The sequence below is a fragment of the Microbacterium alkaliflavum genome (assembly GCF_044325405.1).
GTDB lineage: Bacteria > Actinomycetota > Actinomycetes > Actinomycetales > Microbacteriaceae > Microbacterium > Microbacterium alkaliflavum.
The window spans coordinates 905,755-929,861 of sequence record NZ_JBIQWL010000001.1 but is presented as its reverse complement, the minus strand read 5'-3'; the positions used below and the strand labels follow the sequence as shown (position 1 = coordinate 929,861).

Below are 24,107 nucleotides of genomic sequence, written 5' to 3'. Positions count from 1 at the left end.
TGAACGACAACTTCCGCGGAATTACGCGGGTTCTCGGAACCCTGACGACATCGACAGTCGTCGAAAACAGCCAATCGCGCATGAAATGTGGGCAAGAATGTGGGCAAGAATGTGGGCAAGACTTGCCAGTAATGAACAGCAAGGTGCTTAAATGCGGCTCGATCGGTCGCCTTGCGGTCAGCACCCCATCGAGGGGCCTGACGAAGCCCAGGGAGTCGCGGCGAGCGGCTGCGCTGCTCTTCGTCCCGAACCCGAATTTTCGGGGGTCTATCCTCACAGCGGCTTGGCTGACCGAGCCATGGGTATGAATGGTTATACTCAGATCGTGAAGACCGCGATCTCGATCCCCGACAGCGAGTTCGAGCGCTTCGAACGCGTGGCCGCCCGGCACGGCATGAACCGTTCGGAGTTCTTCCGACGCGCCGGCCGCCGTTTCGTCGAGGAACTCGAGGGCGAAGCGGAGCTGACGGCGTTGGCTGACGCAGTCATCCAGCGCGTCGGGCAACCCTCCGCTGGCAGTCCCTTCCTTGGGGAGTCCGAGCGGAACATACTCGAGTCGACCGAATGGTGATCGCCCACGGTGATGTGGTCTGGGTCGACTTCGGCTCCCCACGAGGCTCGGAGCCGGCAAAACGTCGACCGGCCGTGGTGATGCAGGAGGACTGGTTGCTCGCGACCCGGATCGCCACGGTGCTGGTCGTCCCGCTGACGTCGAACGTCGAACTCGAAGCATTCCCGGGCAACGTACTCGTCCCCGTCGACGCGTCAGGGCTGGACAGAGACTCGGTGGCGATCGTGTCGCAAGTTGGCCCGGTCAGCAGGGAGTTCCTTGAACCGTTCCCTGTCGGCCACGTCCCGAGTTACGTCCTCGCGAAGATCGCCGCCGGAATCCGTCTCGTCACCGGAATCTGAACCAAAGTCGGGCAAGGCGCACACCAGGCGAGCCGCTCGGTGCTACGCGGGGCGCCAACACGCGAGCCGTCGAACTACTTCAGCGCGAGGTGCGCGATCGCCCGGACGGCGTCGGTCGGCGGGATGTCGCGACGGCGCCCGTCGAGACGCCACAGCCCGATCGGCTCGAACACGTAAAGGACCGGTTCGGTCAAGGACCGGAACCAGCGCTGATCGAGCTCTCGACCCTGCGAGTCGACGTACCCGAGCTCGTTGACGAGGTCGAGCACGTGTCGCTCAGCGTCCCGTCGCGACGAGATGCTCCCATCGGCCAGGCCGATCACGAATGCGGTGGGCGGCGACAAAGCGTACTCGTCGCGCGCGATCCGCGGCCACCTCCGCGGTCCCGTGTGACGCCCACGGGCGCGACGGACCGGTGACGGCCGCCGCGCGACCGTAGCATGTGAGCTCGAGCGGAACCGGGTCCGTAGGTACCGACGTCCGAGCGCCCGATCGTCAGACCACGGCAGCCCCGGCGGTGGACCGGCACCGGGCGGGCGCCACCCAGTCTGCGATGTCGCGGCTGCTCGCCGGCGTGTCGTCCGCCGCCGTCGTCGCGCCCGCTCACGACGCGGCAGAGGGGCGCGCCGAGAGGACCGCGGCCACGGCGGCCGCCACCGTCGGCGAGCCGGGCTCCCGGCTCGGGCGGGCCCTGGGGGCCGCGCGTCTGCACACCGGGCCTCAGGCCGCGGCTGCGGCGGACCGGCTCCAGGCACGGGCCTTCACGGTGGGCAACGACATCGCGTTCGGGGCGGGACAGTACGCGCCGTCGACCCCGGCCGGCCGGCGGCTCCTGGCGCACGAGCTCGCGCACACCATCGAGCCGGCCGGCGACCAGGGACGACCGGTCGTCCGGCGCCAACCCTTGAGCAACCCCCCGTACGCGTTCGACCCGCTCGGGCTGATGGGGCCCCCGATCGCCCTGCCCGCATGGTTCGGCCAGCTCGACGCTCCGCCGCAAGCCGAGGTTCCGGTCGAGACCCGCACGGTGCTCGGGCCGTCGCTGGCACGCACGAAGATCTCCCGGGAACGCGATGCCGAGTTGCTGACCTTCACATTCCCGACCACCATCGTCGACGAGCTGCACTACTTCGCGATCCCCACGACGCATGTGTTCCCGACCCCGGAGGCCGCGGCCGCCAGCGGCCTGCCGGTTCCTCCGGCACCGACGGCTCAGACGCGCACGACGACGCCGACCGTCCCGCCGCCCGGGACCCCGCCGCCCGTGGCACCGCCGCCTGTGACGCCCCCGGTCACGCCCCTCGTGGCGCCGGCGGTGAAGCTCCCGGCGATCGGGTCGACCGTGTACACCCCCGACGGGGTCGGGCATGTGGTGCTCGGCGCCACACCGGAAGCCGTCGTGACCAGGACGTTCACCAAGTACGCGGTCGGGGCCGGCAGCACAGGCCTGCTCGAGGGAGGTGGCACGTTCATCCTCGTCGACGCCGGCACGTTCGGGCGCGTGCCCTCCGTCGTCCGCACCACCACGCTGCAGGCACTCGAGGCCCGCATCGGTCGCGGCGGCGTGATCGCACAGGTGCTCATCACGCACGCGCACGCCGACCACATGAACCTTCTGCCCGAGCTGGCCGAGCGGTTCCAGATCCGAGCGATCAGGGTCAACGATCTGCAGGCCGACCGGGCCGACTTCCAGACCCTGATGAACGAAGTCCGGGCTGCCAACAATCGCCGGATCGTCGCCGAGACGGAGCGCGTCCGCGCCGCGGTCGAGGCCGGCCGCGACGCGTGGATGAAGGCCGACAAGGGCGACCCCCTCGACCGCGCGGCGCGCTTCGACAAGGTGCGCGAGGACCGGGTCGCCGAGGCCCGCGCGCGGATGGCCGACATCCAGCTCGAGCGCCTCGTCCCGGGCGTCCGCGGGCGGCTGACGATCACGTCGCAGCCGGTCGGGTCGACCGGACCGGCCCGGCTGCAGACCGTCCCGGCCGAGACCCTCGCTCCCGGGGTGCGCGCGCCCGCCGTCCACGACCCGCAGTTCTCGTTCGTCGACGAACTGGGGAAGCGGACGGTGCTGACCGCTCAGAACATCGACAAGCTCTCGTCCGCTTGGGTCATAGACGTCAAGGGGCAGACGCGGTTCATCGTGATGCCGGACATCCGCGGGCAGGACTTCGCGGACATCCTTCACGGGTTCCGCCGGGCGACGGCCGCACTCGGCATGGAGGCGCGCTTCCAGGTGTGGGACGTCAGCCACCACATGCAGATCGGGTGGAGCGACCCCAAGGGGGTGGAGGCCCGGCCCGGTGTGTCGGTGCGCGCGACGCAGCTGGGCAACATCACCCGGTTCCTCAACACCTTCCGTGCCGGGTCGGTGAGCCGCCCGGGCACCGACGTCGTGGTCGTTTCGGCATACGAGGGCTTTCCCAAGGGACAGACCGGAACAACCGCCCGCAGTTACGTCGACCCGGCGAACGTGTTCATCCTGCGCAGCCTCGGGTTCGAGGTCTTCCTGGCGACCTCTGGGCAGGACGTTCAGGTGCTCGAGGTGCTCACCTCCAAGGGCCGCAAGGTCACCGGGGTGGTGGGTGCGGAGCGCGGCGGGGAACGGCCCGCGAAGCAGCTGCTCCGCACGACCGAAGCGGCGCTGGCCGAGCTGCGCGACCAGGCCCGGCTGGCCCGCAACGAGCTGCGACGGATGCGGACCGAATCGCCCGACTCGCCGCGCCGGGCCGAGGCGCAGAGCCGGATCGACCACGCCGACCGGCTGGTCAGAGAGCTCGAGCAGCTCAAGCACGACTACCTGCAGGGCATCCACGACGAACTCAGCCGCAGCCCGAAAAAGCCCGCAGGGAACGTCGCAGACCGCTCCCCGGTCGCGCCCGAGGCCAACCTGCCCGAGCCGGCGGCGGCGCAGGCCCGAGCGCTGGAGGCCAAGCTCCAGGCGGAGGGACTCAACCGGCTGGTGCCGACGACGGGCAGCCCACGCTTCACGGAGGCGGCTCTGGCCATCGTGCGTCCCGGCGCGCTCAACCCGAACGCCGCGGCCGGCACGCCGGCAGCCCGCGCTTATGAGCTGGTTCAGATCCGCGAGCGGATCAGGGGCCTCGAACAGGGCCGGGCGACCGTGGCCGACGCCGCGCGGGTGCGCGGCGAACTGCTGTCCGAGCTGCACCGGTACCGGATCGCGCTCGAGGCGCAGGTCCGCGCACCCGAATCGACGGGGTCGAGCCGAGCGGTCCTGGACGACATGCTGCGCAGCACGCGGGAACGGATCAAAGCGCTCACACCGGGGCCGGAGACAACGGGCACCAAGCAGCGCATTCCCGGCACGGGAGCGCTCGTCGACACGAAGGTGCTGTCCTCTCAGCGGCTCGCGCCGGGTGACAAGGTGCCGGTCGGCGGGGAGGCACCGCCCGCCCGGCCGAGCCTCGGTGAACGGTCCGGGAAGCTGATCGAGGGCGTGACCAGCCGTGGCTTCGGTGCGCTGATGATCTACCAGACGATCACCGCCGAGTCCGACGTCCTCGCGCGCGCCGGCGCCGGGCAGGCCTCGGCGGAAGAGGTCGCAGCAACCACGGCACGCAGCGCGCTCGGGGTCACGGTCGGCTACCGGATGCTGCGCGGGCTTCCCGTCTCGAACGGCGTGTTCGTGGTGCTCTCGCTCCTCGAGGTGGCGGAGGCGGCATCCAAGGACTACGCGTCCGGAGACCAGCGCCGCACCGAGATCGCATACGCCGCCCTGCGGGGCGGTGTGAACTTCGGCCTGATGTACATCGGCGGGGTACTGATGGCGGCCGTCCCGCCACCACTGGGCGTGCTCGCGGGGCTCGGCGTCATGCTGCTCGGCGACACGATCCTCGACGCGCTCGGCGCGCACGACTGGATCGAGCAGCTGATGTCCTTCCAGCCGCGGGCTGTCACCGCGGTCGAGCAGCAGATGCGGTCGCTCATCGCGGAGTACGAGGTGATCGTCGGCGCGATCGAGCTCGCCGAGCGCTCGGACACGTCGCTCCGCCAGGTCGGCGCGCCCGACCCCGCGGCCCTTCGCGCAGCGGGCGGCAAAGTCGCGGACCAGCACCGCCTGCGGGCGCTGCCGCTGGAGGAGAAGATCCTCGGCGCCTTCGCCGACGCCTACGAGCGGGCCCAGGGCGCCTACGCCGGGTTGGCCGAGCTCGACGAGATGCGCCGCAAGTTCTATCAGCTGATGCAGCGGGCGCACCCGAACGACGAGGAGATCACAGCCTTCAGGCGGGTGAAGCAGGCGATGCTCGACACCCTCGGCGGTGTGGTCAGCACGCCGTCGTTCGGCATCATCAAGGCCATGCTTCCGCTGGACCAGCGGCGATACCTCGAGGAGGACCCCGCGCCGGTCCGCACCCAGGCGCGCGACGCGTTCGAAGCGATCGAGAAGAAGCTGTCGCTCGCCGAGGTCAGCCAGGATGCCGTCATGAAGATGGAGCAGTGGCGGGACATCGACGACAAGCTCGACCAGATCAGCGCCTACATCCACCACGCCTACTTCGGGGTCGAGATCGACTTCGCCGGCTTCTCCGAAGCCGACGACCACGCCCGAAAGATGCTCAGCAACGCGCGCTACCGCATCGATCCGCCGCCCGGGTCTTATCGCACCACCCCGCTGCTGCCGAGCGCCGCGCCGGGCTACAACACCTACATCGGACAGCTGGAAACCAGGGAGCGGCGCTACTGGTGGCTCAACAACCGGCTCTCCGAGACGCTGGCGGGCCGCGCACCCAAGCCGATCAAGCAGATCTACATGGCCGGCGAGCCGTGGGAGAAGCGTGAGGAGGCCCCGACGTTCGCGCAGCGCCACGACGCCGGCCTCGCCCTCGACGTCGCGTCCCGCGCCCAACGCGCATATGACGAGCTCGTCGCGGGCACCACGGCACCACCGGCGAGCCTTGTGAACGCCATGTTCACGAACTCGGCGGACGCGCTGACCGGCTACAAGACCTACCTCCGCCAGCACGAGACGTACCGGAACCGGCTCGGCCCCCTGGAGCTCCAGCAGCGAGCGATGCTGCAGCTGCTCGGCCGGGCTCGCACGGTGGTCGATCCTGCGAGTACCGTGCAACTGGACACGCCTCAGACCGAACCCACCCGAGAGAGGCTGCGGATGGTGATGCTCGCCGTACGGGCCTCGATCAGCCACCGGTACGACGAGCTTGGCATGGTCTTCCCGTCGGAGACCGACGCGCTGGCCGCGAAAGTCCGGGAAAGCGAGGTCGGCATCCTCACCGCCGCCCTCGGCGGCACACCTGCCGGGTACGTGCCCTTGAGCCCGGCCGAGCGGAGAGCGGGGCGCGAGGAGGCGATCCGTGACGTCGCACCACGACTCGGATCGACGGTCGACCGCATCTCCCAGATCCCCGAGCTCCGGGGCCTCGGCACCGGCGGCCCCCTGACCGGCGTCTACCGGCTGGTCGGCATCCCGGACGGGTACGACCTGCCCGACGCCCTGACGTCTCAGGACGTGTCGGCCTCGAAGAACGCCCTGGTCGGCGACCTCGGCGAGGGCGAGAGCTTCGACCGCGGCTTCCGCCACCTGCGCCACACCGTGCACACGCGGCGGTGCCTGCCGCTCAACGACGCCGCGATCGAGGTCATGGGCGGGACCGGCACGCGGGACCTCACCAGGTACGTGCTGAAGACCGTCACCCTGGCCGAACTGAATCCCGGCGCCCCCATCCCGAACGTCCCGAAGGTCGCGCCGCCATGATCATGCCGAGCCCGCCGCCCACCCTCGTCGTCGTCGTCGACGGCACCCCCCACCGCGTAAGGCTGCGGATGCCGACCGCCGGGGATGCGCAGGTGCTGCTCGTCGACGCGTCCCTGCACCGCTCGGCGTCGGCGCTGGCCTCGGCGCGGCGCATCGAGCTGTACGACCTGCTCGCGACGGTCAACGACGAACCGGCCACGTGGGCATTCGCGGCTGAGATCGCCGACGAGTCCGACGCGGTGCAGGCCCTGCGCACGGCGCGCGATGGGTGGCTCGCCGCGGAAGTACGACGCGGCCAGGTCGTCGAGGGGCCGGACCCGACCCCGATCGACCCGGGTCCGTCGCTCGCCCCGCCGGCCCTCGCCCAGCTTCCCGACCCCGCGCACCGGTTGAGTCGCCCGGACACGGCGCAGCCCATGGAGGTCGTACTACCCTCCGGCGCCACGGGAACGCTGGACTGGCTGGACCCCCTGGTCGAGGCACAGGCATGGGACCGGTGGGCGCCGGTCGGCCTCGACCCGCTCCCCGAGCATGAGGACTGGACGTTCGAGTCCGCCGGCTTCCGCGCGATCCTGCGCCTCCGGTGCGCGCTCGTCCATCTCGGCGCCCGCGATCGCGACGATCTCGCCCCCGACGACATCGAAGCCCTCCCTCTCGCGGACTTCCTGTTCCTCGACAGGCTGTACGGCGCCGTCTTCAAGGATGATCACGCGTGATCGCCGCCGGCCACGTGCCCACTCGGTCACGTGCTGAGCAGCGACATCACCGGTCGAGCGTGCGGTCGAGCTCCGCGGGTCGCCCCCGCCCCGACCGCGTGTGCTCCCCCGTCGCCTCAAGTCTAGGGAGCATCAATTGGGCGAAAAGTGTCCGGCAGCAGCCGGATGCCCGCGACCGCCTCGTGCAGGTGTCGCAGTTCTCGGATGGTGAAGGGCTGATCCAGGAGACCGGCGGGGTCCGGCATCCGCTCGTAATCCGACCGCAGAGCTCCCACCGCGAACTCGACGATCGTCTCGAGTCCGTACGCCAAAGGAGGCAGCTCATCGATGGGTGCCACCTGGTGCGGTCGGATGCTGCGAGCCGCTCGACGCACACGACGTCGAGGTGTGCGACGCTGAGTACCCATCCGCGGTCGTCGCGCTTCGGGTCGTCGAAGGCGTGCAGCTGACGCGGGGCGAGCCCGACAACCCCGGCCTTATCGCGCAGAGATCGCAGCACGGCGTCGGACAGCGTCTCCCCCTCGTGCAGGAAGGTCCCGGGGAGTCGCCACTCCTCCCCGCCGCCGCGCACGGCGTCGTTCGTCAGCGGAGTTCCCGAACCGTTCCCCGTCGGCCACGTCCCGAGTTACGTCCTCGCGAAGATCGCCGCCGGAATCCGCCTGGTCACTGGAATCTGAACCAAGGCCGGGGAACGCGCACAGTCAGGCGAGCTGCTCGGCGCTACGCCGGGCGCCAACACGCGAGCCGTCGAGCTACTTGAGAGCGAGGTGCGCGATCGCCCGGACGGCGTCGGTCGGCGGGATGTCGCGGCGGCGGCCGTCGAGACGCCACAGCCCGAGCTGCTCGAGCACCTCGAGGACCGGTTCGGTCAGGGACCGGAACCAGCGCTGGTCGAGCTCTCGACCCTGCGCGTCGACGTATCCGAGCTCGTTGACGAGGTCGAGCACCTGTCGCTCAGCGTCTCGTCGCGACGAGATGCTCTCATCGGCCAGGCCGATCACCAACGCGGTGGAAGCGACCCGCTGGCTGTCCGTCATCCGCTGGCGCAGCAGCATCCGCCCGATCTGCTCGGCGAGCACCCCCGCCTTATCGATCGCCGCGCGTGTCCGGCTGACGAGTTCGAGCCGGCCATTCACCTTGCGGATCAGACGCAGGCGTTCGGCCGATGCGCGCAGCTCGCGCATGGGATACGTGAGGTCTTCCCGGTTCGCCTCGCCGATCCAGTCGTCACGCCAGCCGAGCGTCGTCATGCCCTCGAGCACGGCCGCGGGCGGCATCCATCCCGCTTTCGTGAGTGTCATGCCTTCCACTCCTACGCGGCCGATCAGCCAGGCGAAGGGCGTCACGGCGTCGGTGACCTCCGCGTCGCTGAGCTGCCGCGGAGCGAGTAGACCGACCCGCCGCGCGTGTCGGCGGAGGTTCGACCGCAGCGGCTCGGTGAGGCCCGCCGCGAACCTAACGATGGGTGAGTCCGGCGTGACGCCGGTGGCGGCATCCGCCAGTCCCGACGGATCGCTGTCTGCGGGCGCGAAGAGCAGGGCGAGCTCGCCGCGTGCGCCGTCGAGGTCAGGGTCTTCGAGGTCGTCCGAGCCCCACGGCCCTACCGCGGTAGCGACCCACGCTTTCGTGGAGCGGTGTTCGGGATGCGACGGGTCCGCGAGGATGTCTGCGATCTCTGCATAGCCGGTGCAGCCGCCGGAGTCCTCGAACGGGGCGCGCCGCTCCCCCACGATCAGGGTCGCGAGTGGTTCATCGACGCGCGCGGCGTCTCGGTCGATGAGCTCGATCCGGTGCAGCCAGTTGTCACCCAGGTCATAGACGTACCAGAGCGGGCCGTCCTGCTGCATCGCCTCGCCGACGGTCGTTCCGGCTTCGTCCTCCTCTCCCTCGATCTCGGCCTCGTCGAGCGACCATGCGTCCACCCACATGCGGGACTTCCGGCCGATACGCGGGATGCCGTTGCTCCGCGCCCACGGATCCTCGTCGGAGAAGCGGTGCAGGTGCGAGTCGAACCAGTTGAACGCGATCTGCAGCACCGTGTGCAGCTGGCCGAGTGTGAGGTTCTCGTCGACGTCGATTGTGCGCCAGATCTCGGGTTCGATCCCGACGATGGAAACACGCAGGCGGAGGATGCGTCGAGGGCGACGGGCAGGCACCCCTCAACGCTAGCGATCTAGGCGTAGGCGGGCGGCAACGCTCGGACGAGAAGCGCGTTCACCCATGGTCGGAGAAATGGACCGCACCGCGATCCCAGAGGTGTCAGCGACCGATCGAAGGCCCCGATGAACCCGGTGCGACGTAGGGTCCGGTGAACTGCTCGCGGAGCTGCTGCTTGCGAGCCTGGACAAGCATTTCGCGACCGGTGGCCTCGTCGACAAGGCCGGCAATGCGAGCCCGATTCATCATGCGCGTCGCAGTGCTGACACTGACGCCAAGCTGTTCCGAAACGAGCTTGAGCGGACCGTCGTTGATGACCGAGGCGAGCCGGTAGAGCCTGACTGCCTCGCGCAGGTTCTGTTCCTCGGAGCGCGACTTGTCCGCCTGCAGTCGCGCCAGGTACTGTCCGTACGTCTCGGGCTCGGACAGATCACCGTCGATGCGGACAACGTGGACGGCAGTCCACTTGACGATGGCCTGCACTCGGAGGTCGCGCAGCAGCGTGGTGGTCACCTCATCGCCCTCGCCTCGGCGATCCACTCGAACCGACTCGGCCGCTGCCCGCCGCAGCGTCGGGTCGTACACGACGTGCGCGCGTACGGCACCCGGAATGCCGGGAAGGCCCGTAGCGACAGCGACCCACGAGCGTGGGATGTGAATGCCATCGCCGACGTCGAGGATCTCATCGTCGATCAGTTCGATCGAAAGTTCAGGCATGCTGCGAGTTTCTCAGTTTCGATTACCGCGAGCAAGTGATGACATCGACCACTCACGGGTGTACAGTGCGTGAGCAAGTGATGACATTTGCCAACCAGCGAAGGAGAAGGTCATGAACTCATCGCCGAATTCGCTCGCCCTAACGATGAAGGATGCCGCGAAGCTCGTCGGCGTCGACTACCGCACCATCAAGCTCGGCATCGAGAGCGGGACCATCCCCACGGTCCAGCTGGGCCCGCGGCGGATGATTCCACGTGTTCCGCTGCTGCGCGCCTTCGGCGTCGACGTCTGACGACCACGGCGGTGGCTTCCGGGCGGGCCCGAGAAGAGCGTCGAGCGGCTACTTCGCACCGTTCTTCACGCGCAAGCCTCCTGCAGGGTTCGCCGCAACGGTGAAGAGTCCGATCTCCCGGACCAGATCGGACAGCTTGGCGTAACCCCAGTTGCGCGAGTCGAAATCGGGGTGCTTCATTCTCACGAGCGAACCGACCGCACTCAGATTCGCCCAGCCCTCCTCGTCCGACGCCGCCGCCACACTCGCACGGAGGTTGGAGAGCAGCTTCGTGTCGCCGCGCAGCTGGACGGATGGCACCCTCGCCTTCGTCGGGGCAGCCGATGCTGCGACATCCGTGTCAGTCGGCTCCAGCACGTCCAGGTAGGTGAACCGATCGCAGGCATTGCGGAACGCCTCGGGTGTCTTCCGCTCGCCGAACCCGTACACCGTCACGCCGTCTTCCCGGATGCGCGAGGCGAGCCGAGTGAAGTCGCTGTCGGAGGACACGATGCAGAAGCCCTGAAAGCGACGCGTGTAGAGCAGGTCCATCGCGTCGATGATGAGTGCGCTGTCCGTGGCGTTCTTGCCGATGGTGTTGTCGAACTGCTGCATCGGCTGAATGACGTGCTCGCTCGCGGCATCCTTCCACCCGCGCAGATTCGGCTTGGTCCAGTCACCGTAGACACGTTTGACGGATGCCGTGCCGTATTTCGTGATCTCGGCGAGCACCGCTCCGATCCGGGCGGAGGAGACGTTGTCAGCATCGATCAGGACGGCGAGGAGATCGTTCGAATGCGGCACGCGACCAGCATGGCAGGCGGCGACGAGGCCATGGATGCTCCTCTCCGTCGCGGACCTCAGCTGTTTGCGATCCACATTTCGTCTGCCGACCTCACGCACGACATCGCCAGGCCTGATTCGGCGTCCGCCACTGTCACGAACGCGCTGTCGAGCGGCGCGTCGGGGGTATAGCTCAGGCGCACGTATGCCGGCACGACGGCCGAGAAGGTGACATCGTCGGTCGTCAGTCTCCCGTCGTCCGCAACGGACAGAGACGTGGGCAGACCTCCGTACTTCGACCGGTACTCGTCGATCCCGATGCAGATCTCGTAGGCGAGAGCGACGAGGTTCGCCTGCAGCTGGTACTGCGGCTCCACTTGACGTGCGTTCGAGGCCGCGGGCACCGCTCGTCCGGCGCGCAACTCGTAGGAATGATCCTCCGCCTGTACCTGCTGCACAGCCGGACTCGGGGTGACCGGCTGAGGGACGGTGGGAATCTGGGCCGCAAACGCCTGGGTGATGACCACCTGCGGCGGTGCGACCAGATTGGTGTCGGCAGCCCACGCCATCCCCCACACCGAGAGAACCGTTGCGAAGGTGAGTATTCGACCCCTTGAGCACCGCTGATTATTGCGGTTGAGCACCGCCGGATATCGGGGTTTAGCACCAGGCGGTATTGCCGGTGAGCACCACCCCGGTGGGAGCGGCGCTCACCGGCGTCGACTCAGTTGGCTGCGGCTGTGTGTTCGCGCATGTTCACCTCACCGGTCTCGATCCAGATGGTGTTGTGGACGATGCGGTCCATGATCGCGTCGGCGTGGACTCCGCCGCCGAGGCGCTGGTGCCAGTCCTTCTTCGCGTACTGGGTGCAGAACACCGTCGACGTCGCGTCGTAGCGTCTCTCGAGCAGCTCGAGGAGCATGGTTCTCGTGTCGTCGGTCGGGGTGTCGAGCAGCCACTCATCGATCACGAGCAGGGTGAACGCGGCGTACTTGCGCAGCCACTTCTCTCTCCCTGCCGGCCGGTCCTTCGCGGCCGCCCAACTCTCTTCGAGGTCAGGCATGCGAATGTAGTGGGCTCGGTAGCGGTGCTGACAGGCCTGCTTGGCCAACGCTGATCCGAGGTAGGACTTCCCGGAGCCGGTGAACCCTTGGAGTACGACGTTCTGCTGCCTCGTGATGAACTGGCAGGTCCCGAGCTGTGCGATCACGCCGCGATCGAGGCCGCGCTGCTCGAGCATGTCGAGGCGGCGGAGGTCCGCGTTCGGGTAGCGGAGCCCAGCCCGCCGGATGAGGCCTTCGACCTTGGAGTGGGTGAACGCAGCGTGGGCGTCGTCGACAGCGATCTTGATCCGCTCCTCGAACACCACCCCGATCGAGAGGGCATCGTCCTGAGCCTCGAACGCGTCGACCAGCGACGTGACGCCCATCTCGCGCAGCTTCCGCTTCGTTTCCGAATCGAGCCGGCTCATCGGGCATCTCCTGCGTAGTAGTCCGCGCCGCGGACATACCCCGCCGGTTCTGGGACGGACGCGGGTGTCGACCAGGCGGCGTGGGTGCCGGGGTCGTCCTGTCTGGTCTCGAGGATGGGTCGCAGGTGCGCGTAGCGCGGCGACCTCACCTTCGACGCGAGAGCGACCCCGGCGGCGGCTTCGACGCGGGCTGCGGAGTAGCGGCGCGTCATGCGGAGCACCGCGAGGGCGGCGCCCAGGCCTTGCTCGTCGACGGGCACCGACTCGAAGATCCGGTTGATCACGGTCGTGGTGTTCTCCCCGATCCTCGCCGCCCATTCCCGGACCCTTGGGGCGTCCCATTGCCGATACTGCGGACCATCGGGCAGATCACTGTCATGGGTGCGGTACTCGTTCACCGTCCCGACCGGAGCGAGAAGATGACTGGTCAGCCGATCCTGCCCAGCGAACACCTCCAGCATCCTGTCGGTGACCCGCAGGTCGACGGCGCGGCCGATGTGGACGTAGGGGACGGAGTAGAAGTTCTTCTCAAACGCCACATGCCCGTTGCGCTGGACCCGACGCCCGTAGACCCATCGGCTGATCTCGAACGGGACGGCTGGCAGCGGCCGCAGCAGCGGCTTCTCCTCACCCTCGAACACGCCCAGGCGGGACCCGGCGCGTTTCTGAAACGGCTCCGCGTTGAACGCGGTCACCCGCTCACGGATCACCGCCCGCAACTCTGGCAGGCTCGCGAATGTCTGGTCGCGGAGCGCCGCGATCACCCAGGTCGCGATGTTGCCGACGGTGTTCTCGACGCTCGCTTTGTCCTTCGGCTTCTTCACCCGCCCCGGCAGCACCGCCGCCGAGTAATGCGCCGCGAGCTCCCGATACGCGTCGTTGAGAACCACCTCACCCTCCGCCGGGTGGGAGATCACCCCGGTCTTCAGGTTGTCTGGGACGATCCGGGGAACACTCCCGCCGAACCAGTCGAACATCGCGACGTGGGCGCGCAGCCAGGTGTCCTGCTTCATGTCCAGCGTCGGCTCGACGAACGCGAACCGCGAGAACGGCAACGCCGCGACGAACAAGTAGACCCGCGTCGTCTGCCCGGTGACCGGGTCCGTGAGCTGCATCGTCTTGCCTGACCAGTCGACCTCGACCGACTGGCCCGCCTTGTGACCGGACCCGCGACGCCGCCCCCGTGATCAGGACGTGGTGCCCGTAGGACTTACAGAACCGGTCGTAACCCATCGCCGGCTCACCCCCGGCCTGGCAGGTATCGACGTACTCGCCGTGGAGCAACTTGAGCGTGACCCCGACCTTCGCGAGCTCCTTGTGAACCTGGCCCCAGTCCGGCTGCGCGTGAACACTGTCATGCTCACCTCGCCCGGGGAACAACCGCGCATACACCTCCGCGTCATCGAGACCGGCAACAGCGTCATAATCGATGCCCTCCCTGTCGGCGGCCTCGAACACCGCGATCACCGAGTGCCGCGACATGCCCTGCGCCTCGATCTGCCGCTTCGAGAACCCCTCCGCGCGAAGCCTCAGCACCAGCTTCGCCTTGATCCTGCGTACCATCCGAACTACTCCTTCTGCCGCGTGATTGGCCACGCGGCAGAAGGAGCCTAAGAAGGTGGTGCTGAAGCCGAATATCCGGTGGTGCTCAACGACGAGAACACGTCGCTCAGCGAGCGGTGCTCAACCGCAATACCGATGGTGCTCAGAGGACCAAATACTCACGAAGGCACCGAAGACGATCCCGAGCATCGCGAGCACTCCACCCCGAGCGCAGCCGCGCCGGCGTCGGTCGAGGTGCGCAACACCGAATCCGATCGCGGTCAGACCGACCGTGGTCCAGACCAGGCCGACCCGCGACGTCGAGGAAAGAGGCAGCAGGACGAGCGCCAATGCGCCTATGCCGAACAGGAGTGAGAGAATCCCCATCCACCCTCGCGGAGCACGCCTCACGGTCAGCGTCCTTGAAGGAGGCGACGACCACCCGGCGTATGAAGCTTTCGGCCTCTCGTCCCAGTATCCAGGCGGACTCCAGTCGCGCGGGCCTTCACCCATCCGTACCCCAACCCCAGTGAGCGGCAATCCCCAGTGATGCCGTCGTCGCCGTGAGCTTATCGGCTCATCGGGTTGGCGCCCGGACCATTCGGTTGGCTCACCACTCGTGGCGGATCGCAAGCCGTCAGCTTCAGGGCCCGGGCAACTTGGGCGGCCCGCCGTCCGAAACGATCTCAATCAGAGCCATGTCAGGAATAGCTGCAGTGTGTGCGGGAACCCAGCGCCTGATCCCAGGGCGGCATTTTCCAAGCTGGTCACGGTCACCGCAACCCCCGCCCGATCCACGTGGCGGCATCAGTCTTGCGAGAGTCTGGGAAGAGTCATACAAGACTGATAGGCTCAGGTCCTAGTTAGCGAGTCAGGGAGCGAACGTGCCCGAGTTTGTAAACGTTCCGGTGCCAGCGGATCTAGTCACCGCAGTAATGCGCTTCATCGCAGACCAGACCACGCCCGGCGGGTCTGGCGCGGATGCATCGGCCCGAGTGGATGCACAGTCGCGTGACTGGTCTGAAGACCAGCTGCGCCAACTCCGCGATAGCGACGCGCCGTCAGTGAAAGTGTTCGCCCAGGTGCTCACGATCCTCGCGGACGCTTCTCCGGAGGCGATCCCGGTCGGCAAGCTGGCAGAACTGACCGGCGTAGAAGACGGCCTCACGCTCCAGAAGAAGTTCGGCGCGGTGACACGCTGGATGCGCAACCGTCTTGGCGGGGACACCCGGTGGCCGATTCATTTCCCAGCCGATGGGTGGGCCATGAACTCTCACAACGCGTCGCTCTGGAAGAGCATCACGCAATGAGCGGCGGGGACAGCGGCAAGATGCTGATTTTGCCTTCTGACATGCTCGTTGAAGTGGCATACCCAGACGACGAGGTCAGCCACGGCGCCGGCCGGGCGACCGCGAAGTGCACCTATTGCATCCGCAACGGCGATGAGACGGAGTACCCGGCCCACGACGTGATGATGATTCGACACTGGAAGGCGAATACCCCGAAAGAGCCAGACGCCGGATGGTGGGGCTGGTACTGCCCCGAGCACTACGCATGCACCGCCCCGTGGGCATCGAGCCTTCTGGCTCCGGAGCATCTGATCCCAGCCGATTTGGAAGCACGGATCGCCGCCGATCGTGAAGCCGCCGCCTGGGCAGAGGCTCACGAGTTTGGTAAGGCCGAGCAGGCCATCACGCTGGCTCGCCTGATTCCGGCCGGTCACTGGACGACGTTCGGCGACATCGGCAGGGTCGTCTACGGAAACACCCGATCGAGCGGCTCGGTGAGTGCCGCGCTGACCTCTCTCGCAACATCCGAGCGATGCCACAGTCGAGTGCGCGATGCCGATGGCAGATGCGCAACCAAGAGCCGTCGCCTTGCCCAGGCGGATGAGGTCGCCCTCTTTCAAGCGTGGAATGAGATGGCACGCGAAGACGGCTTGCCGGTGGTCACGCGGACCGGTGTCGCCTTCGCTGCATACCGCCTTTCCATCGCGGACCTCGAGGGCCTGCACCAACCGGCCGAGTACCCGTCGTTATAGCCGGGGCAGTCGCGGATCGCCCCGATCTTGCCGGACCGACGTCGATCCACATACGGGCGTCGCGCGTTCGGCGGTCCGATTCGTGCGAGCGGATCCCAGGAGTCACGCAACCTAGAGTTAGATCATGATCGACGGTGCGATCAAATCGCTATGCGTCCACGTCACGATCCCACTTGCCGTGCACGTCAGAGATACCGGTTCGTGTTCGCGAGTCGGTAACCGGTCACTACCGGGCAAGAACTTCTTGCGGCGCTACTGATGCGCGGCGCTGCGGTTTGCTGGAGTGCGGACTTGACTCGGGCCTTGGCGCGGCCGCGGACGAACATCACCGACCGGTCCTCGACATCAGCTTCCGGGCGCTGGCCAGTGCAGCGCGACGATCCACCGAACGCGCCGCGGGAGGGTCGGTGATTCGTGTTGTGCTTTGATGTCATCGGATCACTGCGAATTGGGACGTGGGTATGGCGGAAAGTTGGACGCGAATGGGGCGGCCGGTTGTGCGGCGTTTGACGTCGTGGGGGGTACGCAATTTCAAAGCGATCGAGTTCGCTGAGACGCCTCTTGGCGGCCTCGTCGTGCTTGCTGGCGCCAACAGTTCCGGGAAGTCCAGCCTCCTGCAGAGCCTCCTATTGGTGGCGCAGTCAGGCGGTCAGGAGGTGACGCTCAACGGAAATCTCGTGCGGCTCGGAATGCCCCGCGACGTCATTAGAAGCACTGCGAACACCGTGTCAATAACGTGCGCAGCGGTAGTCGAAACTGAGCGAGCCGAAGAGCATTGGGTCGTCGAACTGTCCCTTCGAACGACCCTTGACGGACTGCGTGTCTCTGAGTGCATCGTTTCGAAGGGAGACCACGTAGTCCTGGTCGCGAGCGATTCGCGCGTAACGGAACGGTCCCACGACGAAGTCGATCCCGACCGAAGCGCTGGAGACACTCTTCTCCGTGTCCGCGAAATCAACGGCGTCGCCGCGCCGTCGCGAACGTACGTCAGCTTCATCGGCCTTACGCCCGTCGCCCTCCATCCGCGGGTCGACAGGTCGTCTGTATTGAGCCAGCTACGGAGGACCTTCACTCCCGGAGCGCTTGCATCCGACGTCGAGATCGCCGAGCAATTCACGGATCTGGTGTTCTCGGGCTTCTATCGCCAACAGGGTGAGAAGGGGCGAGCACGCATAAACGACACCATCCGGGGGATCATGGGTGGTGGTCTGCTAGTGGAAGGGAACCGCCCGAACGTTTCCAAGGCCGAACTGAACTTCGTTCTGGGCGCAATCTCCGAGCAGGGTGCCGAAACAGGCTGGCAGGCGATCCCGCTCCGGGTCGGGTTCGCGGCGATCGGGAGGCGGTTGACGCCGAGGTTTCTCTCCCTTTCGATCCCATCGCTCGCATCCAGCTTTCAGTCGGTCCTTACCGCGAGCGAGATATTGGGAAAGGTCGGAGAAGCGATCCGGTATCTCGGGCCTCTACGTGAGGAACCGCAAGTCGTATCGAAAAGTGGTGCTCGGTCGCGCCTAAGCCCCGTTGGTCTCCGCGGAGAGTTGACCGCCGAGCTGCTGGCGACGAAAGCAACGAGTGTGCGGTATGCCGACTGGGATGGAAACGATCGCGAGACTTCACTGACGTCGGCAGTAGGCCTATGGTCTGCTTACCTCGGGATTGGAGACGATGTCACGGTCGAGGATCAGGGCAAGCTCGGGCGCGGAATCCGCGTGAGTGTTAATGGTGTGCGGCGGGACCTTACGACTATTGGAGTGGGTGCGAGCCAGCTCTTGCCGGTTGTCGCAATCGTCCTCGATGCCCCGCCGCAGTCAATCGTCCTGCTCGAGCAGCCAGAACTACACCTACACCCGTCGGTCCAGTCGCGACTTGCCGATTTTCTTTGTTTCGCGCGTCCCGATATTGGAATAATTGTTGAGACTCACAGCGAGTACATTGTCACTCGGCTTCGACGGCGCGTCGCTGAAGGACGGGCGAATCCGAGCCAAGTACACATCTTGTTCGCAGAGCCCCGAGAGGAAGGTACGGAGGTTCGCGAACTCCGGATGAGCGATCTCGGCAACTTGGATGACTGGCCGAGTGGGTTCTTCGATTCTCAGGACAAGGAGGCCCGCGCAATCGTGCGGGCGATCGCAGGCCGTCGGGGCAACAAGTGACGGTGCTCGTCGACCCACACCTGATCGTTAGGCGCGAGGGCATTTCGTCATTGCCAGAGGACGAATTCTGGCGCAGAGTTGTCGAAGTCGCCGCGAGAGACGATTTCGCCGTGGGCCACGAAACCTTCCACTGGATCATTCAAAGGCTGATGGTCCTGGGCTATCCCGACCAGAATGTCGAGATTGGCGAATCGTCCTTTCGTCGCGAGTCGCGGGTAGCCCTGGATAGGTTGCTCGCGCGAGTTTCCCGTGGCTCCTCGCCACCCGATGATGCGGCGCTCCGGCCGGAGTACCTGGGCGATTCTGACGCAGAGCTCAGCTTGATCATGGACGCGACCGAGCACGCGCCTGAACTAGATGCGGTGATGAGCTGTACCAGCCAATGGAACCCAGCGGAAGCTCATCTAGTCTTCGGCAACCTTCGCGTCGAGGCACTCTACGACGCCGATCGGGAACCTGCATCGAGCGCTCGCGAGCATGTGGCGTCCGTCTTTTCTGATCGACGGATCCACATCCTTGGGGGCGCGCCGACCCCATCCGCACTCCGCGACATCGAAACTGAACTGGGTGTAAGACCGGATCGAGTGCTTTGGATCGCGAGCGAGAAGTCCAAGCCTCCACGCAATCTTGATGAACGCTGGGGCAGCCTGAACCCTACCGTCGACATCGCGCTTTGTGTTACCGGCAGGGTGGCTCATTCGTCGTGGGAAGCCGGCGAGAGCGCCGCGCGCAGTTGCGGTGTCGAGATGCTCGAGTGCGCAAGCCAGGGGCGGATCGTTGCAACCCTGCACGAGTGGGCGCGTCGTCAAAGCCGAGCCTGATGGGGCTCGAGATCCCGCGTAAACGATGTTGCCGAGCTAGGCGTCGTGCTCGGCGAGTCGCGGACGCCTGCTCATTGGCAACACTTGGAGTCACTAAATCCGCAAGCTCGCGCACCTGAGGTGATTGGGTAGTCAGGCGGACGGCCCATCGCACCCCGGTGTCGTCCGCAATCTGCGGTCGGGGTCCTGGAGGCAACACATGGATCGAGTGGACGAAGAGGTCTACCCGGCGGAGCGCTTCTGGCTTCCAGCGGGCATGGCGCCACCACCAATGAAGGACGGGTGGCTGCCGGACGGACGGCGAAACTCCTGGTTGCAGTCGGACTTGTCTGTCCTTCCGACAAACTCTCTGCGGTCAGAGCAATGCCTGGTGTTACTTGGTAGTCCCGGGATGGGGAAGTCCGTTGCGCTCAACGACAAGTTGCTACTCGCCCCTGACGTCGCCGACAGCATCATTGCCAAGTTTGACCTCGGGATGTACACAACCGACGCGTTCTTGTACCAGCAGGTGTTTCGGGATCCACGGGTCCTTGAGTGGCAGCGCGGTGACACTACTCTCGTCCTCGCGTTGGATGGGTTCGACGAAGGCTCAGCTCGTGTCCCGACGTTGTGGCGAATGCTCGCGGACTGGCTCGGCGGGGTCGATCGCAGCCGACTTGTCTTGCGAGTAGCGTGTCGGACGGCCGATTGGCCCGCGTCACTAGGAAATGCACTCTCCCGACTGTTTTCGAGTCCTGCGATCGTGGAGCTTCTCCCCTTTCGTCGGAGCGATGTCGTCCAGATTGCGGAGGCGCTGAGTTTGGACGCCGAGAGGTTCGTCAGCGAGGTGGAACAGCACGGCGCTTCGGTCCTTGCCGCGCGACCACTTACGCTTCGCCTGCTACTCGCTACATTCGCATCTAAAGGGGAGATCTCCGGCGGGGGTGCGATTGTGTACGCCCGAGGGTGTGCTGCCCTAGTTGGAGAGGCGAACCAGATGCGGCGCGACTCCGGGTCGCAGTTGGAGAGCGAAGCTGCCCTTCTGGAAGCCGCAGAGCAGATCGCCGCCTGCACAATATTCTCTGGACGCGTCGCAGTCTCGACCGCCGCGAGCGCCGCCACGCAAGCCGGCGACATCACTCTTGACGATTGCTTCCGTGTAGGCGACGACATTGGCCGCCGTGCTGGCGGCGCCGTGTTGCAATCGGCACTCTTTGCGGGCGCCGGCGAAAGCCGACTGAGGTGGTCACACGCGACCTTCGCTGACTACTTGGCAGCCCGATGGGTGATTCGAATGGACCTCAGCGACGATGACGTACGCACCCTGTGCGTGACGCACGGTGGGCGAGTCTTCGGCCCAACCCAGCAACTGGCCGCCTGGCTCGTCGCCCTGGACTCGTCGAGATTCGAGTGGCTGATCGACGGCGATCCGACATCGTTCCTCACGAACATCGACCTCCCCAGCGAGTCACTCCGGGCACGACTAGTCGCCCACATGCTGAGAGACCTTAGAGCCGGGCGAACCTACGACGACTGGTCCTGGGCCCTCAACGGGCTGGTGCACGCACAACTGGCCGCGCAATTGCTCCCCACGCTGGAGTCAGCGGAATGGTCGCTCGTCGACTTCGCCATCGGGTTGGCCAGAGCCTGCAAGGTGGATCAGCTGGCCGACGCTTTGATCGCGATCATCCAGAACAGTGACGCACCGCGATCGATCCGGACCTCCGCGGCCGTCGCCGTGCGGGATATCGGCCCCCCAGCGGACGGGTCTCAAACGCTCTCACTACTCACGGACGGTTCGCTAGAGAGCCTTGAAGATGGCGCGGAACTCTGGGCCGCTATAGCCCGGATGCTCTGGCCAGAAGTCCTGGACACGAGCTCCATCCTCCGGCTCAGCGCCCCGCGCCCACGCGCGAACCTGCTAGGGATGTACTCGATCTTTATGCACGAACTCGCTGCAGGGCTGCAAGAGGAAGATCTCCCCGCAGCACTCGACTGGGTCCGCGCGCACACGTCGACCGTGCTCACGACCCACGAAAGAGTGCTCGACACTGCAATCGTCAAGCTCTGCATCGCGCATCTCGACAACCCGCAAGCCGAGAATGAGCTAAAACGCCGGTCAGCCGAGCGCGCTCGAATCTTCGAGCCAATACTCGGCGACGACATCGAAGCTGGCTCACTCGCCGCAGATATCAGGCACCGCCTGGCGCAGATCCTCTCCGAAGACGCCGATGAAGATCTCGCATACGCACTCGTATCCGAGCATCACTCAAGCCGAGGATCGCTGCTGAGACCGGACGACTTCGGCTGGCTGCTTGAAGAACTCGATCGCGGCCCAGAAACGCGCGCTGCGGCCTTGGGTCGCGCAGCTCGCTACCTCTTCAGGGAGTCGGACCCGATGCATATCGACAAGGTACTGTCGCTGGCTGAAGACAGTCATGCACGACCCTACTTCGCCGATCTATTGGGGGCCTGGCGACTCGACTCCCCGCAGGCTACTTCTGCACGTCAGTATTGGCTCGATGCAAAGTCCCGAATGGCCAAGATTGAGAAAAAGCGCGGCAAAGCGCGCGGGAAGTGGGTGGATGGGCACATTCGCGAGGCGCTCGACGAGTTCGAGGCGGGTGACCTGACTGCGTATTGGCAGGCGTCACGCCTACTGACGGTACGCCCGGGCACCGATCGATACTTCGACTACTTCGAACCAGATCTCGCGAAGCACGCCCGCTGGGAGTCGCTCCCACAAGCGACACATGAGCGGTTCTTGCAGCAGTCACTCGAGTTTCTCGTCCGTGGCGAGTGCGAACCGAGCAACTGGCTCGGTCAGCCGAAACGTCACTTTCCGTCTGAGGCCGCCTACCGGGCCCTGACGCTCGTGCTTCATCTCGCGCCGGAGCGGCTCGATACGCTCCCCTCCACTGCCTGGGCCGAGTGGGCGCCCATCATTGTCGCTTGGCCAGTGATGGCAAATGGCGCCGATGCCGCCGACAAGTCCGCATTGATATCACTCGCGGCACCCTACGCGCGAGAACAAATGGAGGATACCGTTCTCGTGATCATTGACAAGGCAATCGAGGACGAAGAATCGATCAATCTGCGCACTGAGTTAGCGGCACTCCAGAGCCGTCGGCTATCGGAGGCCCTTCACTCCCGTATCGACCAGCCCGGCGCTGCGAAGGCTGTCGATGTCCTACTGGACTACCTGATTCAGGCCGCGCCCGATCTCGCACAGCTCACGCTTGAAGCCTGGGTTGCTGACGCAGCGCTGCGCGACACGCCGACACGCGCGGCTGATGCAACCCTGCGATTGGTTCAGGACTTCGGCGAGGGTGCGTGGCCCAGGATCGGCGAGCTACTCGCCACCAACCCTCAGTTCATGCGTGACGTCTTCCTGCTCCCTCGCCTGGGATATGACCGCCGCATCCCGGCAATCAATGAGGTCGAACTCGCTCAGCTCTGGTTGTGGCTAGAAGAGACTTTCCCTGAGTCTGGCGACCCGGACTTCGACGACGTACACACCGTAGGCCCCCGCGAGACAGTGGGACGGTTCCGCGACGACGTGCTAGGGCGACTCCGCAACACGCCAACCGACGCCGCCGTCGATGCCGTCCGGGGCCTAGTTACCCGCTTCCCCGAACGAGCGAGCCTCAGACGCGCCCTGGTGGACGTCGAGCGCAGGGCGGGCGACGCAGTGTGGAGGCCAATCCCAAGCGAGGCGCTCCTAACCCTCGCTCTAGAGGGTCGGCGAACCTTCGTTCGGAACGAGCGTGATCTCTGGCAGCAGACGCAAGCAGCGATGGACGCTGTTGCCGTGAAACTTCAGACAGACTCACCAGTCGCGCACCTACTGTGGGACACCCACTCACGTCGCCCAAAAGCCGAGGACGAGTTGTCGGACTTCCTCCTCCACGAACTCCGCGAGCGGCTTTCGCGGTCCGGAGCGACGGTGAATCGTGAAGTTCCCAGTCGAAGGGGCTCGCCGAGTGGACTAGCGAACAGGCCGGACATCCGCGTCGAGGCAGTCCCGGTCTCGGCCACCCAGAACCCGCCGCCAATCACGTTGCCGATCGAAGTCAAGGGATCCTGGCACGCCGATGTATTGACGGCTGCTAGTGACCAACTCGCCAACGGCTACATGCCCGATCTCGGAGTCAGGCATGGTATCTACGTTGCGTTTTGGTTCGACGCCGACTCCTGGGATCCCGCGGACAGCCGTCGACGGCGAGGCAAACAGTTCCCGTCCGCGCAATTCCTGAATGATGCGATTGAGTCCGCCCTCGTATCCCGGGGCGGCGCCGAGGGAGTTGCCATCCGAGTCCTAGACGCTTCGATCCAATGGCAACGGTCCTAGGCCACATTCGCCGCGCGCAAGCGGGTCGTTCACTGAGACGGTCCGCCGACTTTCCCTTAGGTAGCGGACCGGGAGCATCTGAGCCATCTCCCCTGCCCGCGGGACCGGCTCGATCACATGCCCGCTGGGCGGTGCGCTCTAAGAAGTGCCCTACATACCCAAACCGCGCCCGACACTCGGCGACCCGACAACCGGCCCCGTCGCCACGGCCGCCTCCCGGCTCCGCGCCGCGCGCCGCACCTCGGCCTCCGCCGCCCTCACAGCCTCCTGTATCGTGAGCTCCGGCGTGCCGCGCTCCATGGACTCGGCAAGACGCTCCCTCGCCGCAGCATCCGTCCGCGCCACCACGATCGAAAGGTTGTGGAGCCGTCCCCGGGTGAGCCCCACATAGAGGCCAGCGGCATCCACATCCGGTCCGACGACCGACGCGTCGGCAGTGTCGCCCTGAACTCCGTG

At 66.2% G+C, this 24,107-nt stretch carries 18 protein-coding genes and 2 pseudogenes; 11 read left to right on the top strand and 9 right to left on the bottom strand.

What is annotated here, in order from left to right:
* Positions 1–325 precede the first annotated feature (325 nt).
* Entirely contained in the window at positions 326–571 is a 246-nt protein-coding gene (locus tag ACH3VR_RS03975; RefSeq protein ID WP_396639441.1) for a CopG family ribbon-helix-helix protein, read from the top strand.
* Positions 565–912 (top strand): type II toxin-antitoxin system PemK/MazF family toxin, encoded by a 348-nt coding sequence (locus tag ACH3VR_RS03970; protein WP_396639440.1) that lies wholly within the window; start codon positions 565–567, stop codon positions 910–912. The genes ACH3VR_RS03975 and ACH3VR_RS03970 overlap by 7 nt, the downstream gene beginning before the upstream one ends.
* 74 nt (positions 913–986) lie before the next feature.
* On the opposite strand, the gene ACH3VR_RS03965 is transcribed toward ACH3VR_RS03970, so the two are convergent.
* Entirely contained in the window at positions 987–1,256 is a 270-nt protein-coding gene (locus ACH3VR_RS03965) for a hypothetical protein (RefSeq protein WP_396639659.1), read from the bottom strand.
* A 209-nt stretch (positions 1,257–1,465) separates the two neighbouring features.
* Between ACH3VR_RS03965 and ACH3VR_RS03960 the strand changes: the two genes are divergently transcribed.
* Together ACH3VR_RS03960 and ACH3VR_RS03955 are read left to right on the top strand one after the other, a co-directional pair.
* Positions 1,466–6,649 carry an eCIS core domain-containing protein gene (locus ACH3VR_RS03960; RefSeq protein WP_396639439.1) on the top strand — a complete coding sequence of 1,728 codons (5,184 nt, stop codon included), beginning with the start codon at positions 1,466–1,468 and terminating at the stop codon, positions 6,647–6,649.
* Complete coding sequence (locus tag ACH3VR_RS03955; protein ID WP_396639438.1) at positions 6,646–7,365, top strand: hypothetical protein; 720 nt, start codon at positions 6,646–6,648, stop codon at positions 7,363–7,365. The genes ACH3VR_RS03960 and ACH3VR_RS03955 overlap by 4 nt, the downstream gene beginning before the upstream one ends.
* Before the next feature lie 122 nt (positions 7,366–7,487).
* On the opposite strand, the gene ACH3VR_RS03950 is transcribed toward ACH3VR_RS03955, so the two are convergent.
* The 4 genes and pseudogenes from ACH3VR_RS03950 to ACH3VR_RS03935 form a co-directional block, all read right to left on the bottom strand.
* Positions 7,488–7,703, bottom strand: coding sequence for a hypothetical protein (locus ACH3VR_RS03950; RefSeq protein ID WP_396639658.1), 216 nt, complete (start codon positions 7,701–7,703; stop codon positions 7,488–7,490).
* A gap of 107 nt (positions 7,704–7,810) precedes the next feature.
* Positions 7,811–7,864, bottom strand: a pseudogene (locus tag ACH3VR_RS03945) (hypothetical protein); the annotation flags it as partial.
* A 253-nt stretch (positions 7,865–8,117) separates the two neighbouring features.
* Positions 8,118–9,521, bottom strand: coding sequence for a plasmid pRiA4b ORF-3 family protein (locus ACH3VR_RS03940; RefSeq protein ID WP_396639437.1), 1,404 nt, complete (start codon positions 9,519–9,521; stop codon positions 8,118–8,120).
* 103 nt (positions 9,522–9,624) lie between these two features.
* Positions 9,625–10,239, bottom strand: a complete 615-nt coding sequence (locus ACH3VR_RS03935; protein WP_396639436.1) for a hypothetical protein — start codon at positions 10,237–10,239, stop codon at positions 9,625–9,627.
* 112 nt (positions 10,240–10,351) lie between these two features.
* Here ACH3VR_RS03935 and ACH3VR_RS03930 point away from each other — a divergent pair, with 112 nt between their 5' ends.
* A complete protein-coding gene (locus ACH3VR_RS03930) occupies positions 10,352–10,531 on the top strand; it encodes a helix-turn-helix domain-containing protein (RefSeq protein ID WP_396639435.1) in 180 nt (59 codons plus the stop codon).
* Between the two features lie 48 nt (positions 10,532–10,579).
* On the opposite strand, the gene ACH3VR_RS03925 is transcribed toward ACH3VR_RS03930, so the two are convergent.
* The 4 genes and pseudogenes from ACH3VR_RS03925 to istA all read right to left on the bottom strand — a co-directional run bounded on the left by ACH3VR_RS03925 (position 10,580) and on the right by istA (position 14,327).
* Complete coding sequence (locus ACH3VR_RS03925; protein ID WP_396639434.1) at positions 10,580–11,413, bottom strand: NYN domain-containing protein; 834 nt, start codon at positions 11,411–11,413, stop codon at positions 10,580–10,582.
* A complete protein-coding gene (locus ACH3VR_RS03920) occupies positions 11,371–11,862 on the bottom strand; it encodes a hypothetical protein (protein ID WP_396639433.1) in 492 nt (163 codons plus the stop codon). Before ACH3VR_RS03920 ends, ACH3VR_RS03925 begins: the two co-directional genes overlap by 43 nt.
* Positions 11,863–12,017: 155 nt before the next feature.
* Positions 12,018–12,764: an ATP-binding protein gene (locus ACH3VR_RS03915; RefSeq protein ID WP_396639432.1), complete on the bottom strand. Its 747-nt coding sequence runs from the start codon at positions 12,762–12,764 to the stop codon at positions 12,018–12,020.
* Positions 12,761–14,327 (bottom strand): annotated as a pseudogene (istA, locus tag ACH3VR_RS03910) (IS21 family transposase). The gene ACH3VR_RS03915 and the pseudogene istA overlap by 4 nt, the downstream one beginning before the upstream one ends.
* An 81-nt stretch (positions 14,328–14,408) precedes the next feature.
* Between istA and ACH3VR_RS03905 the strand changes: the two are divergent.
* The 6 genes from ACH3VR_RS03905 to ACH3VR_RS03880 all read left to right on the top strand — a co-directional run bounded on the left by ACH3VR_RS03905 (position 14,409) and on the right by ACH3VR_RS03880 (position 23,651).
* A complete protein-coding gene (locus ACH3VR_RS03905; protein ID WP_396639431.1) occupies positions 14,409–14,681 on the top strand; it encodes a hypothetical protein in 273 nt (90 codons plus the stop codon).
* Positions 14,682–15,190: 509 nt separating this feature from the next.
* Positions 15,191–15,616 carry a hypothetical protein gene (locus ACH3VR_RS03900; RefSeq protein ID WP_396639430.1) on the top strand — a complete coding sequence of 142 codons (426 nt, stop codon included), beginning with the start codon at positions 15,191–15,193 and terminating at the stop codon, positions 15,614–15,616.
* Positions 15,613–16,347: an MGMT family protein gene (locus tag ACH3VR_RS03895; RefSeq protein WP_396639429.1), complete on the top strand. Its 735-nt coding sequence runs from the start codon at positions 15,613–15,615 to the stop codon at positions 16,345–16,347. Before ACH3VR_RS03900 ends, ACH3VR_RS03895 begins: the two co-directional genes overlap by 4 nt.
* A 656-nt stretch (positions 16,348–17,003) precedes the next feature.
* Positions 17,004–18,500 (top strand): AAA family ATPase, encoded by a 1,497-nt coding sequence (locus tag ACH3VR_RS03890; RefSeq protein WP_396639428.1) that lies wholly within the window; start codon positions 17,004–17,006, stop codon positions 18,498–18,500.
* Positions 18,497–19,321 carry a hypothetical protein gene (locus ACH3VR_RS03885; protein ID WP_396639427.1) on the top strand — a complete coding sequence of 275 codons (825 nt, stop codon included), beginning with the start codon at positions 18,497–18,499 and terminating at the stop codon, positions 19,319–19,321. Before ACH3VR_RS03890 ends, ACH3VR_RS03885 begins: the two co-directional genes overlap by 4 nt.
* Positions 19,322–19,712: 391 nt before the next feature.
* The gene (locus ACH3VR_RS03880; RefSeq protein ID WP_396639426.1) at positions 19,713–23,651 is read left to right on the top strand and encodes a hypothetical protein; all 3,939 of its coding nucleotides are present in this window, start codon (positions 19,713–19,715) and stop codon (positions 23,649–23,651) included.
* Positions 23,652–24,107 lie beyond the last annotated feature (456 nt).